Source organism: Cyclobacterium sp. 1_MG-2023, from assembly GCF_030546805.1.
Taxonomy (GTDB): Bacteria; Bacteroidota; Bacteroidia; order Cytophagales; family Cyclobacteriaceae; genus Cyclobacterium.
Map to the genome: position 1 here is coordinate 56,378 of NZ_JAUOPC010000017.1, position 14,222 is coordinate 70,599.

Consider the following 14,222-nt stretch of genomic DNA (forward strand, 5'->3'; position numbering starts at 1 on the left):
TTCGGCTCCGCTCAGGAACCGGCTAGCTTATTCCGGCTATGACATAGGTTTTAGGTATTAATAATTTCAATCAGTAGCCCCTCCTCTTAGGGAATCCTAGGTAAAATAGACAATTCATGTTCCCGGCGGCTGAGCGGAGTCGAAACCAGAGGGTAAAGAGCACGTAATGCTTAGTCCATCAGCTCCGCTCAGGAACCGGCTAGCTTATTCCGGCTATGACATAGGTTTTAGGTATTAAAAATTTCAATCAGTAGCCCCACCTCTTAGGAAATCCTAGGTAAAATAGACAATTCATGTTCTCGGCGGCTGAGCGGAGTCGAAGCCAGAGGTACGAAAACCTTCATGACTTGTTTCGTTCAAACACCTTGCTAGTTCATGAAGGTTATCAGTCAAACTTTTTATCAATGCTTCTTCCTTTTTTCTACTCCAGCCTTGCACTTGTTTTTCTCTATAAAAAGCTTCATCTATTCTTTGAAATTCTTCATAATAAACCAACTTTACCGGTAATTTTTTTTTGGTATATTTCGCTCCTTCTCCACCTTGATGTTGCTTTAGCCGCAATTCCAAATCTATTGTACTGCCAGTATAATAGCTACCATCAGAACATTCCAGAATATACATGTACCCTTTCATTTTTTAAAAGTTAACTTAACTAATGAACAGACAAAGATTCTATATTTTATACCTACTCCTTCCACTCAGGAACCGGCCATTCTCTCCCGGCGGCTGAGCGGAGTCGAAGCCATAGGGTATAGAGCACAGAATTCCAACTCCTTTGGCTTCGCTCAAGAACCGGCTATAAGATATCGTTTCCCGACTAGTAAGCCAATTTAAACAAAAACAAGTGCATATTTCCCGTTTCACGGAACCTTATGCGACCTAACTTCGGTTGACCTTGCATGACTTTTAGCCATACCTTAAGCCGTTTAAAGAACAAAACTAGCAACCAATGGTTGGTATTAGGGATTCTATTGGTTTCTTTCAATCTACGGCCCTCCATTACGGCTGTAGGTCCATTAATCCCCTATATCAGAGAAGAAATGTCAATTTCTAATGGTTTGGCAGGTTTTCTTACTACTTTACCTTTACTTAGTTTTGCTATTTTTTCCCTTTTCTCTGCTGCAATAGGAGACTATTTTGGCAAAGCCAAAGCCATTTTTCTTGGACTCGTTGTGCTTGGAATAGGTTCAATTATCAGGGTCTCAGCAGGCCCTTATGCCTTATTTGTAGGCACAGCGCTCACCGGCATAGGTATCGTAATTTGCAATGTATTGCTGATCCCCTTGGTGAAAGCACGAATGCCTACAAAAACAGGGGCTGTGACGGGAATGTACAGCACAGGCATGTCACTTATGGCCGCGATAGCCACTGCTTTAAGTGTCCCGCTGGCCATTGACCTGGGCTGGGGTTGGAGAGGCTCCCTGTTATTCTGGAGTTCCTTGCTTTTCCTTGCCTTGATCGTCTGGTGGCCACAACTAAAACTCAGCCCCAAGCCAAAAGTCAAACCCGAAAAAACAGAAAAATCAGTTTGGCGCTCCAGATTGGCCTGGCAGGTTACTTTATTTATGGGTTTACAATCCTTTCTATTCTTTACCCTTGTCACTTGGCTTCCTGACATGATGATCGACAGAGGCTTGTCCCCCGTTGAGGCAGGGCTGACTGCATCTCTGATGCAAGTCGTGGGGTTATCAGGCACATTTGTGGCACCGTTTATTGCAGTCAGATACCAGCAACAATCCATTTTCAATACCATCATAGGACTAATATACATTACCGGCTTTAGCAGTTTGTTTATTCCTATTCTTTGGCTAAACATTTTTAGCATAGGACTTATAGGTCTTGGTATGGGAGCAAGCATCAGTTTGGCCTATACCCTTATCGCCCTTCGAACGGATGGAGACAATTATACTTCAGCATTATCCGGTATGGCCCAGTCAGCCGGCTATTTTCTTGCTGCTTTCGGCCCTATGTTATTTGGTGTTGCATTTGATATGTGGCAGGATTGGGATCTACTAATCTACTTAATGATTATTGCCTCCACATTATTTACCTTTTTTGGGTATCATGCAGGTAAGAATAAAACAATTTAAGCCGGCTTTCCGAAGCAGACTAAGTTGGTAATTGGACGCTACCCACATCCATGAAAACTGCCCTAAAATTTATGGTTACCAATCGTTTAGATTTTATGAAAGCTATTTAATCTGATTTACTTTTCTTACTTTTGCGTTTTCAAAATTTTGATCAATCTCATGCAGGAATTTATAGCGTCTTTTGGTATATCCGAAACGGTTTTCGACTACTTGGTAATGCCATTATTGATCTTTTTTGCCAGGGTGGTTGATGTTTCTATCAACACCCTGAGAATAATGTTTGTGCTCAATGGTAAAAAAACCATTGCCCCCATACTTGGCTTTTTCGAAGCTTTTATTTGGCTCTTGGCCATAGGTCAAATTTTTCAAAACATTAGCAACCCCATGTCCTATATTGCTTATGCAGGTGGTTTTGCTACAGGCACCTATGTGGGGATGGTCATCGAAGAACGATTGGCTTTGGGAAGGGTGCTAGTTAGAATTATTACGCCTGAACCGCTACCCCAATTGGTAGAATACATGAAAGAAAAAAGCTACAGGTTTACCTCCGTAGGTGCAGAAGGTAGGTATGGAAAAGTAATCCTAATGTTTACCGTGATCAAGAGGGAAATGCTTCCGGGCTTGATAAATAAGCTGAAAGAAAGCGATGAAAAAGCTTTCTATACCATCGAAAGCGTGAAACGAATTTCAGAAGATGATCTGAATGTTATGGAGGACAAACCAAGGTATACTACCCGCCTAAGGAGTATCATAAGAAAATGACCAAGCCTCTTATGGCTCAAGCTTTAGCTCCCCTAGGTTGTTCATATTTCTCAGTATCCAAGCTTGTCTCTTCTTAATATAAGCCGAGGGACGATCGGCTCTCCATTGGATGGGGTTTGGTAAAATCGCAGCAATCAAAGCGGCTTCTTGTCGGGAAAGTTTAGAGGCCGGTTTCTTAAAATATCTTTGAGCGGCCGCCTCTGCTCCATATAGGCCATCCCCCATTTCTATTACATTCAGGTATACTTCAAGAATCCTTTGCTTGCTCCAAAATAATTCGATTAGCACTGTAAAATAAGCTTCCAACCCTTTTCGTACAAAATTCCTTCCCGGCCAGAGGAAAACATTTTTAGCGGTTTGATTAGATATAGTGCTCCCACCTCTCAAACGCTTACCTGTCCTATAATCAGCCATTGCACTTTCCAAGGCTTCCCAATCAAAGCCATGATGGCTTAAAAACTTCTGGTCCTCGGAAGCGATTACCGCCAAACACAAATGTGGAGAAATTTCTTCTATGGGCACCCAGTTCTTATTAAGCACTACCTTCTTTTCAGAGAAAACCTGATTTATGGTTCGAATCCCGATCAAAGGCGTAAAATAAACAGGCAAAACCTTAAGAACCAGGACCAGTAGCAGGGAAGTGACCCATAAGATAAGTAAAGCCTTTCCAAGCCAAGCTGCTAATCTCCTCAATGTATCGTTTAATTAAATTTGTATTGATATTTTAAACCGAAAACTGGCTTTGCCCACAAAATACCTACAGGCAAAAAATAATAAATACGCTTAAATTGTAAAACTTTGACCTGAAAAAAATTGATGAAGGTGGGGCATTGCCTTTATCTATTTTCATTTAAAAAAGCCAAACTTTTCCCTGAATTAAGATAAACCAATTCAGGGAAAAGCATAACCGGGACTTAGCCCTGCGTGGGTATTATCATTTATTCCTCATCGGAATATTGAGAGAAATCCACAACTTCATCTTCAAGGTAATGCGGGTACATTTTCTTATGAATCTTTTTCACCTCCTCTATGATGGTTTTTCTTAATTCAGCAATATTGGTTCCATCGCCGGCGGCCATAAAAACCGGGTTAATCGCCGATTTTTTGGCATAACTTACTTTCAACTTTTCAAAATCGATAAAATTTGCCTCCTCCACTTCAAATTCAGACATTTCCATCAATTCCTCTTCTGAGGGCATTTTAGGCGCTATATCAATTTTATTAAAAACCATGATCATTGGTTTATCACCGGCCCCCATTTCTCTAAGGGTTTGGTTCACTACAGCTATTTGGTCTTCAAACCCGGGGTGTGCAATGTCTACCACATGCACCAATAGGTCTGCCTCTTCTATCTCAGACAAGGTAGATTTAAAAGACTCAATAAGGTGCGTAGGAAGCTTTCGTATGAAACCAACTGTATCGGATATCAGGAAAGGGATATTTTCCAGTACAACTTTTCTAACCGTGGAGTCTACCGTCGCAAAAAGTTTGTTTTCCGCTAATATATTTTCCTTGGTCAAAAGGTTCATCAAGGTACTTTTACCCACATTGGTGTATCCTACAAGGGCAACTCTCACAATTCCTTGTCTGCCTTTTCGTTGGGTCTGGCCTTGTTTCTCAATTTTCTTGAGCTTATCCTTCAGAATATCGATTTTCCTTCTGATATCCCTTTTATCTGTTTCTATTTCCTTTTCACCTGCCCCTCCACGAGTGGCGGTACCACCTCTTTGTCGCTCCAAGTGTGTCCACATTCGGGTAAGCCTAGGCAATAGGTACTGAAACCTCGCCAATTCGACCTGGGTTTTAGCTTGGGCCGTTTGGGCCCTGTTGAGGAAGATATCCAAGATCAACATGGATCGGTCATAAACCTTAATCTTCAGCTCATTTTCCAGAATTTTCACTTGTGAAGGGCTCAGGTCTTCATCAAAGATGACCATGTCCACATCAAAGTATTCTATATAAGCCTTTATTTCCTCAAGTTTACCGGTACCTACAAAAGACCTGGTATCCGGTTTGTCCATTCTTTGGGTAAACCGGTGTATGGCTTTCGCTCCTAAGGTCTCCGTCAAAAATGCCAGTTCGTCCAAATGTTCTTGCACCAACTTTTCCGTCTCATTTTGATGGATCAGTGCTACCAATATGGCCGTTTCTTCTTTCGGAGAAGTATCTACTAATTTTGCTAATTTTCTACTATGTTTACTCATTCAGAAATTTAAATCAATCTTTTTTAACTTAGGAAATTATAACATATTGTGCTAGCAATAGATTCATTATCAGTCAAATTAAATCTGTGTATTTGGAGACCATTTCCGGTATTTATACATTAAAAGACCAATCTTTAAACCACAACTGTACAATTTCGTTTCAAATTTATATATCTTCATAACATAATTGTCAAATTGCAACGTTTTTAGAGATATAAATCCAAAGGTATGGAAATCAGGGAAACACCTATTAAAGATGTATATGAAATCTACCCAAAAGTATTCAAAGATGCAAGGGGTTATTTTTTAGAAAGTTACCGACAAGATAGTTTTGAAAAAAAAGGAATGAATACCACTTGGGTCCAAGACAACCAATCCTATTCAGAGGCCGGAATTGTTCGTGGCCTCCACTTTCAAAAGGGTGAACATGCCCAAGCAAAGTTGGTTAGGGTTATTAGTGGCAAGGTATTGGACGTTTGTGTGGATCTTAGAAAGGGCTCAGATACTTATGGGAAATTCCATTCAGTGGTATTGGATGAAAAACTTCAAAACATGTTGTATGTACCTAAAGGCTTTGCCCATGGTTTTGCCGTATGGGAAGACGCTGTATTTACCTATAAATGTTCTAACCTTTACAACAAAGAAAGTGAAGGTGGAATTATTTGGAATGATAAACAGTTAAGCATTGATTGGGGAGTGGATGAACCACTGCTATCAGAGAAAGACCAGTTATGGCCTGATGTTGAAAAATTTACAGAAATAAGCAAAGGAGGACTTTAATGTCTATCATTAAACTATTTAAAAAATTTAATCAATCACCTAAAAATAAACCGCTCGACCTCAGCTGGCTACGGACAGACATGCACAGTCACCTGATACCGGGTATTGATGATGGCTCACAAAATATGGAAGAGTCCATTGAACTGATCAGCAGGCTTTCGGGTTACGGGCTGAAAAAATTAATCATCACCCCACATATCATGAGCGAGTTTTTTAAAAACACGCCTGAAATCATAGGGGCCGGATTAGAAAAACTTAGATTGGCAGTAAAGGAAGCAGGAATTGACATAGAATTGGATGCTGCAGCTGAATATTATCTGGATGAAATTTTCTATGAAAAAATTGAAAACAAGGAGCCTATTCTCTCTTTTGGGAGGAATAAAATGGTTCTTGTAGAAACTGGATTCATGAGTAAGCCTCACATTCTTTTGGATACATTCTTTAAAATGGAAATGTTGGGCTACCAACCGGTATTTGCTCATCCGGAACGATATATTTATTTACATCAGGAGGTGGAAACACTCGATGCGTTGATAGATAGAAGCATCCCTTTTCAGCTTAACTTACTTTCACTGACAGGTTACTACTCTAAAGGCGTCAAAAAATTTGCCGAGAAATTAATAGATCGAAACTTGGTGAAATTAGCAGGAACAGACTGCCACAATGAAAAGTACCTCAATGCCATGGAAAGATTACCCCATAGCAAATACTATGATAAATTACAGGAAATGGATTTGTGGAATAAAGAATTATAATAACCTGTAAGCATTATTGCGTGTGAAAAAAATATTGATTACCGGCATTACCGGGTTATTGGGAAGCTATCTGGCAAAAAGCTATGCCGGCAAAGCTCAAATTTCCGGGCTCAAAAGGCAAAATAGCAGCACACAGCTTCTGGGAAATCTCGCTTCTCAAATCAACTGGTATGAAGGTGAGATCACAGATGTAGAACTGCTGATCGAGGCCTGCAACAATCAGGATCTAGTGATCCATGCTGCCGGCATGGTCTCATTTGATGAGTCCAAAAAAGAAGCCTTACTGGAAACCAACACCCAAGGTACAGCCTGTATGGTAAATGCCATGCTGTCTTCAAGCTGCAAAAAACTGGTTTTTATAAGCTCTGTTGCCGCCCTTGGGAGAGATGCCATCCCCCTAATCAATGAAAACCAGAAATGGGTAACCTCACCACTCAATACTCCCTATGCCATTTCAAAGCATCTTGCTGAACTTGAAGTTTGGCGTGGGGCACAAGAGGGACTTGAGGTAATGGTTTTCAATCCATCCATCTTATTGGCAAAGATCGGTGATGAAAGAAGTTCCAGTCAAATTTACAGATATGTACTGGAAGGAAACCGGTATTTCCCAATTGGAGACATAAACTATATAGATATCAGAGACGCTGTTTCCCAGATCAATACCATGATAGATTCCGGACATTGGGGGCAACGGTACATCATCAATAAAGAAGCCATACCTTATGAAACCTTCTTCAAAGAAATGGCCAAAGAATTTAAATTAACCCCACCCAAAAAACCTTTGAATAATTGGATGGCCAAGATGGTAATCAACTGGTCCATGCTTTATAATTATTTTGCTAAAAATAAAATACCTGTTACGCGTCAGACGATTAAAACTGCTCAAAGCAAAATCAGGTATGACAACAATAAAATTAATACGATTACAGAATATACCTATACCCCTTTGACGGATACCTTTAAATGGGCAATATCGGTTAATTAACACACATACAATGCCGTTAATTAATCATAAAAACTTAACTGGTTTAGGCCATCTCAAGAATAAAATTGGTACATTAAGTTTAAAAATTACATCAAACCTATGACAGAAGATTTTGATAATCATTCAGATCAAGAGAAAGAGTTGGTTAAGAGGTTTGAGGACTCACTTAGCGCTAACTTAAATTTGTTCTTCGGAGAAGAAGAACTAGAAGATATCATTAGATATTACCATGATCATTTTAAATATAGGAAAGCATTAAAAACCAGCGAATGGGCTTTATCTAAGTTTCCATTTTCAATTGAAATAAAATTGTTGATGGCTCAATCGCATATATTTCTCGATGAGGTAGAAGAAGGTTTAGAGATTCTTGAAAATCTAAACAATATTTCCCCCAACAACGAAGACATTGTGCTGACATTAGCCAATGCCATGTCCATATTGGATCAGAATTCAGATGCCATTCAATTACTTCAAAATTTTATCCCCTTGGCTGAGGACAAAGCTGAGGTATTTTACCTTTTGGGGAATTTTTACAGGATTGAAAATAAAAATAGGCAGGCCATTGAATGCCTTAAGGAAGCTGTAAAGCTAAAAATCAATCATGAAGATGCCTTGTTTCAGCTGGCCATGCTAACTGACGAAGAAGGTTCATTTGACGAAATACTCAATTTCTATCAAGAATTCATCGACCAAGACCCTTACAATGCCAATGCATGGTATAACCTTGGCGTAGTATATAATCGCTTGGGTAAGTTTGAGGATGCCATCGCCGCCTATGACTATGCCTTATTGATCGATGACACCTTCTCATCTGCCTACTTCAATCTTGGCAATGCCCTGATGAATACCAACCAGTATGAAAAGGCACTGGAAGCCTATCTTAATACAATCAATTGTGAAGGAAGCAATGCTGAAAATTGCTGTTACCTAGCGGCTTCTTATGAGAAGCTGGATCAAATAGACATGGCTTTCAAGTATTTTAAAAAATCCGCAAAACTGGATTCAGAATATGACGATGCCTGGTTTGGGCTTGGAATGTGCATGGTCAAAAAGAAAAAATATTTTGAAGCCATACATTATTTCAAGAAAGCCATCAAATTAACTGCAGAAAATGCCAACTACTGGGTGGGGCTGGCTGATGCAGAATACGAACTGGGCAACCTACAATCAAGCTCTGAGGCCTATGAAGAAGCCATTAATCTGGAACCAGGCATATTAGAAACTTATGTCAACCTCTCTTTGATTTATTTTGATCAAAACCGATTTGAAGAGGCGGAAGATGTTATAATGGAAGGCTTAGAAGAGTTACCTGAGGAAGCAAGCCTGTATTATCGACTGGTAGTATACATGATTAAGACAGGTAAATACAAAGAAGCCTTTTCAATTTTGGAAAATGCATTAACTTTGGACTTTGAAAAACACACGTTGCTTTATGAGTTGATGCCTGAACTGGAACAACAAAAAGCAATCTATAAAATAATCAATCAGTATAGAGAGGGTTTTAAGGAATAAGACTCCTATTTATCTATAATATCAAAATCATATTGAATGAATTACATCCTGAACAGCATCCCATCCAGAACACAGAAGCCTAGAAATTCGGGATTTACCATGGCTATGGACAAGGGTTTAAGTCTAAGAGAAGTGGAAGACTTCATAGAATCTAACGGAGATTACGTAGACATCGTCAAATTAGGCTGGGCCACTTCTTATGTCACTACCAAACTAAAAGAAAAAATTGATATTTACCGGGCTGCCGGCATTCCTGTATATTTTGGAGGCACCTTATTTGAAGCTTTTATCATTAGGGATCAATTTGAAGACTACAGGCGACTATTGGACAAGTACCAACTTTCTTTTGTAGAGGTCTCTGATGGTTCCATCACCTTGGACCATGACACTAAATGTGAGTACATTCAAACCCTTGCGAAGGATGTCACCGTGCTTTCAGAAGTCGGATCCAAAGATGCCGCCAAAATCATTCCTCCTTATAAATGGATTGATCAAATGCAAAAAGAACTTAGTGCCGGTGCATGGAAAGTAATTGGTGAGGCTAGAGAAGGAGGTACTGTAGGTCTTTTCAGAGATTCGGGTGAAGTAAGGCAAGGTCTGGTTGAAGAAATTTTAACCCAAGTTCCGGAAGAAAGAATCATTTGGGAAGCACCACAGAAGGAGCAACAAGTTTGGTTTATCAAACTATTGGGCACGAATGTTAATTTAGGAAATATTGCCCCCAATGAAATCATTCCATTGGAAACGCTAAGACTAGGACTAAGAGGAGATACTTTCGATTTCTTTTTGAACAAATAATTTTTAATCTCATTATTAAAAGTCCAATCAATGAATAAGTTTCGTGAGAAGGCATTCCTTTTCTTAAAAGGCATGGGTATGGGAAGTGCCGATATTGTCCCCGGGGTTTCCGGAGGTTCAATAGCACTGGTTACGAAGATCTATGAAGAACTTCTTGCCAGCATTAATTCCTTTGACCTCACCGCCATTAAGCTATTGGCAAAATTTGATATTGCGGCTTTCTGGAAACACGTAAATGCAGGTTTCTTACTGACTTTATTTTCAGGAATCTTAACCAGTATTTTTGCTTTCTCAAAAGTGATAACTTTTCTGATTGACAAATACCCTATACCCTTGTGGTCTTTTTTCTGTGGGTTGATACTCATTAGCGCCATAATTATTCTGCGTGATATCAAACGATGGACCATTGTCGCTATTCTGATGTTTCCTATTGGAGCGCTCATTGCCTATTTCATCACTGAGCTTCCGATGATTTCTTCACCGAACAACATTTGGTTTACTTTCACTGCCGGAGCCATTGCGATCTGTGCCATGATACTTCCGGGAATTTCCGGTAGTTTCCTTTTGCTAATCCTAGGGAAATACGAATTCATCCTACACGCTGTCAATGAAAGGGATATTGTGATCCTGGGTGTCTTTGCTTTGGGATGTATCACCGGCTTATTGCTGTTTAGCCGGGTGATTTCTTGGTTTTTGAAAAATTACCATGCCCTTACCTTGTCTTTTTTGTCAGGCTTTATGATTGGCTCTATCAATAAGATTTGGCCATGGAAAAAAATCCTAACCTATAGGGTGTCAAGTTCCGGTGCTCAAAAGCCATTGTTGACAGAAAACATATTGCCCCATGTATATCTAGCCGAAACAGGACAGGAACCTGCCTTTCTGATCGCTATTTTGGCATTTTTAATTGGTGTGGTCTTGGTAGTCGGACTTGAAAGGTTGGCTTATAATTTTAGGAAAGAATGAAAAAATACGGTTTAATAGGTTATCCTCTGACCCATTCCTTTTCAAAAAAGTATTTCTCTGACAAATTCGATAGAGAAGGAACCACAGATTGCAGGTATGATTTGTATGAAATCCCAACAATCCAAGACCTGCCGGAAATCATTTCCTCGCAAAAAGGTTTGATAGGACTTAATGTGACCATACCTTACAAAGAGCAGGTAATCCCCTTTTTGGACAATTTAGATCCTGCCTGTAAAGCCATCGGCGCTGTCAATTGTATCAAACTAACGGAGAAAGGACTAATCGGATACAACACCGATTACTATGGCTTCAAAACCTCCTTGACCAATTGGTTAGGAGAGAAAAAACCCCAAGCCCTAATATTGGGAACAGGTGGTGCGTCCAAGGCTGTTTGCCAAGCCTTGAAAGACCTGGAAATGCCCTTTTTAAAAGTTTCTAGAAATCCTGATGCTTCTACAAAAAACACCATTAGCTACAAGGACATCATAGCTTCTCCGGATTTACTCCAAGAATACCCGCTGATCATAAACAGCACCCCTTTGGGTACTTATCCGAATACCTCAGCCCTGCCGGATTTGCCGGTAGATCACCTGACGGCCAATAATTGGTACTATGACCTGGTTTATAATCCTACGGAAACGGCCATGATGAGTGCCGCAGCTAAAATGGGAGCGAAAACAAAAAATGGAATAGAAATGCTCCACCTTCAAGCAGAAGCTGCTTGGGATATTTGGAACAAATAAATTCAAAAAAAGCCATGAGATATAGTCTCATGGCTTTTTTATTAAATGGGTTGGAATAGATCCTTAAGATGGATCTAATATTTTATTTACTCTCTCAAGGCAATCTTCCAGATGAATTTTACTCATAGAATCTGAGGTTCTTGGAATAGCCCTTTTGATCTCACTTTGGATTACATTTAATGAAGCGCGAGCCACTGAGGGTATGTCTGATTGCGATGCATTCAGAGTAGAGGCAGATCGACCACTTGCATCCTTGGTCATCAACTCTTCAAGTTTCTCCAAATGTGCCTTTTGCAGGCTTCTTCGATTCACATCAATGGATTTCCCTTCCGGCAATTCCACCCATATTCCTTTCCTCAAGTCTGTCATCATTTCCAACAAACCATAAGCCTCAGCACCATTTATGGCTTCATTCTCAATAATTCTTCCAAGGCGTCCCCAATCTAAAATCCCATTGAGGGTACCTACTTGCAGTTTTCTTATTCTATCCAAAACCCCAAAGTCTTGAATTCTACCGGTTATATTGTCATCCGTCAACCAATCCTGAGTCAAAAACAACTCCTTTTGAATAAAAGCCATGGCTTCCTTTTGTTTGGCTTTATCCACATGGGTATAAACGGGCTCATCCTGACCTATGGCTTTATATATCTCATAAACCCCTCCAATATTTGTTCTTACATGCCCCATATACCGGTTGTACTGGGTTAGCACTTGCACATACAACTCCTTCAGGTCATCATAATCTTTAAAGGGTTTATCCAATTCTCCCGTCCATTCGATAAGGTTAGGAAGGATACGTTTAAGGTTTTGAATCCCATAATAGGAGGCCTTCATGGCATCATTGCCCAAGTCTTCGCTTTGCGCACTGGGATCATAAGGATTACCTTGCCTCCCATAGCGGTAAATGGGGTCACCTTTTTTTGCCAAGATCCATTCGTCAAGGATCTCCTGCTCATCTTCCGGCGTTGTAGCATCTGGAATAGGCCGATAGCCCCAGGAGATTGCAAATTTATCATAAGGACCTACCTCAGGGAATAAATGCACCCCTTCGTCTTCAGGTTGCGCTATATAGTTAAAACGTGCATAATCCATAAGAGAGGGGGCTGTTCCATACTTTGCGGTAAAGGTAGCAGAGCGCAAAGAATCTACAGGATAGGCAAAAGATGAAGCGAAGTTATGTGGCAGGCCAAGGGTATGTCCTACTTCATGAGAAGACACAAATCGGATTAACCTTCCCATCACTTCATCGTCAAATTGCATAGCTCTTGAGTCAGGGTTGATTGCTGCTGTCTGCACAAAGAACCAATTGTGCAATAGGTTCATAACATTGTGGTACCATCCTATATCAGATTCAATAATCTCACCTGATCGGGGATCTGAAACATGGGGACCATAGGCATTCTGAATATTAGAGGCAAAATACCTGATCACCGAATACCTGGCATCTTCGGGATTCCAATCCGGATCTTCCTCCGGGTTAGGTGCTTTTTTGGCTGTAATGGCATTTTTAAAACCAGCTTCTTCAAAAGCAGCATTCCAATCTTCCACACCGGCAATCAAATAGGGCACCCATTGTGAAGGGGTGGCCGGATCTATATAATAGACAATTTGCTTCTTGGGCTCCACCAGTTCTCCCGCCTTGAATTTTTCCATATCCTCCTCTTTTACCTCGAGTCTCCATCGATCCAGGTAGCTGCGTTGACTTGCTTTATGGACATTCAGACCATAATCTGTTACCCTCGTGTTGAACCAGCCTACCCTTCGGTCAGCGAGTCTTTGCTTCATGGGTTCATCCGGTAGCAAGACCATGCTACTGTTCATTTCCACTGTAATAAGTCCTGTTGAGGCATTGGAAGGTGGAGCAGAAGCCGCATAAGTCAACACATATCGGGCTTCAATATTGGTGGGGTAGGGACTGATCCTTTCTATATAGGACCTGTCCGTATCGAGCCGCGTCACCTTGTAGCTTTTTCTGCGCCTTTGTTGTAAACCAAGGGCATGTATATCTTTGGAGAATAGGTCCGACACCTCAATCAACCAACCTTTTTCATTTTTGCCTTTTGCCTCTATATCAAATCGGTATAATATAGGCTCCAAGTTGGAGTTTTTCACTGCTTGATAAATCGGAAGGGAGTCCGCAGCAGTATTGGCATAAGATACCACCTTCAATAAGATATTCTTGTCTTTCTTTTCCCATCTGAGCATTTGGGTATTGGTGCGCTCCCCACCATAGCCTATCCCATTGGCCGTCTTGGCGATGGTTGTAACCATAAGCATTTCCCTGCCGAGCATTTCTTCAGGAATTTCATAATAGTATTTCTCATCCACCTTATGGACAGCAAAAAGCCCAGCTTTGCTTTGGGTACTGTCTTTAATTATTTCACCATAAGATTTAAATCCATCCTTGGTTTTCGTAGGTTTCTTTTCGGTATCTTTTTCTTCTTGCTTGTCCTTTTTTTTCTTTCGTCGCTGCGCCTCTGCCAAATCCGGTGAAACAAGATTCAGCCCAAATCCGACTAGCAGCAAAATCAAAAGGCTTACCTTTGACTTCAACATATTGGGTTATTTAATTAAGTTAGGAATAATAGAAAGTAAAATTAAAATTTTAATTTGTAATCCGGCACATG

General features: G+C 40.4%; 13 protein-coding genes. 9 read left to right on the forward strand and 4 right to left on the reverse strand.

From position 1 onward, the window contains the following. Window positions 1–291: 291 nt before the first annotated feature. Window positions 292–633 (reverse strand): GIY-YIG nuclease family protein, encoded by a 342-nt coding sequence (locus Q4534_RS21515; protein ID WP_303615218.1) that lies wholly within the window; start codon window positions 631–633, stop codon window positions 292–294. 266 nt (window positions 634–899) lie between these two features. Between Q4534_RS21515 and Q4534_RS21520 the strand changes: the two genes are divergently transcribed. Then, window positions 900–2,090 carry an MFS transporter gene (locus Q4534_RS21520; RefSeq protein ID WP_303615219.1) on the forward strand — a complete coding sequence of 397 codons (1,191 nt, stop codon included), beginning with the start codon at window positions 900–902 and terminating at the stop codon, window positions 2,088–2,090. Between the two features lie 159 nt (window positions 2,091–2,249). Further along, complete coding sequence (locus Q4534_RS21525) at window positions 2,250–2,852, forward strand: DUF2179 domain-containing protein (protein WP_303615220.1); 603 nt, start codon at window positions 2,250–2,252, stop codon at window positions 2,850–2,852. A gap of 9 nt (window positions 2,853–2,861) precedes the next feature. Here Q4534_RS21525 and mtgA read toward each other — a convergent pair whose 3' ends face one another. Then, window positions 2,862–3,545 (reverse strand): monofunctional biosynthetic peptidoglycan transglycosylase, encoded by a 684-nt coding sequence (gene mtgA, locus Q4534_RS21530; protein WP_303615221.1) that lies wholly within the window; start codon window positions 3,543–3,545, stop codon window positions 2,862–2,864. A 245-nt stretch (window positions 3,546–3,790) separates the two neighbouring features. Continuing rightward, window positions 3,791–5,056 carry a GTPase HflX gene (gene hflX / locus Q4534_RS21535; RefSeq protein WP_303615222.1) on the reverse strand — a complete coding sequence of 422 codons (1,266 nt, stop codon included), beginning with the start codon at window positions 5,054–5,056 and terminating at the stop codon, window positions 3,791–3,793. 228 nt (window positions 5,057–5,284) lie between these two features. Between hflX and rfbC the strand changes: the two genes are divergently transcribed. The 7 genes from rfbC (at window position 5,285) to Q4534_RS21570 (ending at window position 11,595) form a co-directional block, all read left to right on the forward strand. Continuing rightward, window positions 5,285–5,836, forward strand: coding sequence for a dTDP-4-dehydrorhamnose 3,5-epimerase (gene rfbC, locus Q4534_RS21540; RefSeq protein ID WP_303615223.1), 552 nt, complete (start codon window positions 5,285–5,287; stop codon window positions 5,834–5,836). Continuing rightward, window positions 5,836–6,591 (forward strand): tyrosine-protein phosphatase, encoded by a 756-nt coding sequence (locus Q4534_RS21545; protein WP_303615224.1) that lies wholly within the window; start codon window positions 5,836–5,838, stop codon window positions 6,589–6,591. The genes rfbC and Q4534_RS21545 overlap by 1 nt, the downstream gene beginning before the upstream one ends. Window positions 6,592–6,613: 22 nt before the next feature. Continuing rightward, on the forward strand, window positions 6,614–7,576 hold the full coding sequence (locus Q4534_RS21550) for an NAD-dependent epimerase/dehydratase family protein (protein ID WP_303615225.1): 963 nt from the start codon (window positions 6,614–6,616) through the stop codon (window positions 7,574–7,576). Window positions 7,577–7,675: 99 nt separating this feature from the next. Further along, on the forward strand, window positions 7,676–9,088 hold the full coding sequence (locus tag Q4534_RS21555; protein WP_303615226.1) for a tetratricopeptide repeat protein: 1,413 nt from the start codon (window positions 7,676–7,678) through the stop codon (window positions 9,086–9,088). Between the two features lie 36 nt (window positions 9,089–9,124). Continuing rightward, the gene (locus Q4534_RS21560; protein ID WP_303615227.1) at window positions 9,125–9,886 is read left to right on the forward strand and encodes a phosphosulfolactate synthase; all 762 of its coding nucleotides are present in this window, start codon (window positions 9,125–9,127) and stop codon (window positions 9,884–9,886) included. A gap of 30 nt (window positions 9,887–9,916) precedes the next feature. Continuing rightward, window positions 9,917–10,852: a DUF368 domain-containing protein gene (locus tag Q4534_RS21565; protein WP_303615228.1), complete on the forward strand. Its 936-nt coding sequence runs from the start codon at window positions 9,917–9,919 to the stop codon at window positions 10,850–10,852. Beyond that, window positions 10,849–11,595, forward strand: a complete 747-nt coding sequence (locus tag Q4534_RS21570; protein ID WP_303615229.1) for a shikimate dehydrogenase — start codon at window positions 10,849–10,851, stop codon at window positions 11,593–11,595. The genes Q4534_RS21565 and Q4534_RS21570 overlap by 4 nt, the downstream gene beginning before the upstream one ends. A 63-nt stretch (window positions 11,596–11,658) precedes the next feature. Here the strand turns inward: Q4534_RS21570 and Q4534_RS21575 are convergent, their stop codons facing one another. Continuing rightward, window positions 11,659–14,151 carry a zinc-dependent metalloprotease gene (locus tag Q4534_RS21575; RefSeq protein WP_303615230.1) on the reverse strand — a complete coding sequence of 831 codons (2,493 nt, stop codon included), beginning with the start codon at window positions 14,149–14,151 and terminating at the stop codon, window positions 11,659–11,661. Between the last annotated feature and the right edge of the window lie 71 nt (window positions 14,152–14,222).

Bases quoted from the DNA above. Each gene is read 5' to 3' on its own strand.
- Q4534_RS21515 (WP_303615218.1), bottom strand. From the start codon at position 633: ATGAAAGGGTACATGTATATTCTGGAATGTTCTGATGGTAGCTATTAT.
- Q4534_RS21520 (WP_303615219.1), top strand. From the start codon at position 900: ATGACTTTTAGCCATACCTTAAGCCGTTTAAAGAACAAAACTAGCAAC.
- Q4534_RS21525 (WP_303615220.1), top strand. From the start codon at position 2,250: ATGCAGGAATTTATAGCGTCTTTTGGTATATCCGAAACGGTTTTCGAC.
- hflX (WP_303615222.1), bottom strand. From the start codon at position 5,056: ATGAGTAAACATAGTAGAAAATTAGCAAAATTAGTAGATACTTCTCCG.
- rfbC (WP_303615223.1), top strand. From the start codon at position 5,285: ATGGAAATCAGGGAAACACCTATTAAAGATGTATATGAAATCTACCCA.
- Q4534_RS21545 (WP_303615224.1), top strand. From the start codon at position 5,836: ATGTCTATCATTAAACTATTTAAAAAATTTAATCAATCACCTAAAAAT.
- Q4534_RS21555 (WP_303615226.1), top strand. From the start codon at position 7,676: ATGACAGAAGATTTTGATAATCATTCAGATCAAGAGAAAGAGTTGGTT.
- Q4534_RS21560 (WP_303615227.1), top strand. From the start codon at position 9,125: ATGAATTACATCCTGAACAGCATCCCATCCAGAACACAGAAGCCTAGA.
- Q4534_RS21565 (WP_303615228.1), top strand. From the start codon at position 9,917: ATGAATAAGTTTCGTGAGAAGGCATTCCTTTTCTTAAAAGGCATGGGT.
- Q4534_RS21570 (WP_303615229.1), top strand. From the start codon at position 10,849: ATGAAAAAATACGGTTTAATAGGTTATCCTCTGACCCATTCCTTTTCA.
- Q4534_RS21575 (WP_303615230.1), bottom strand. From the start codon at position 14,151: ATGTTGAAGTCAAAGGTAAGCCTTTTGATTTTGCTGCTAGTCGGATTT.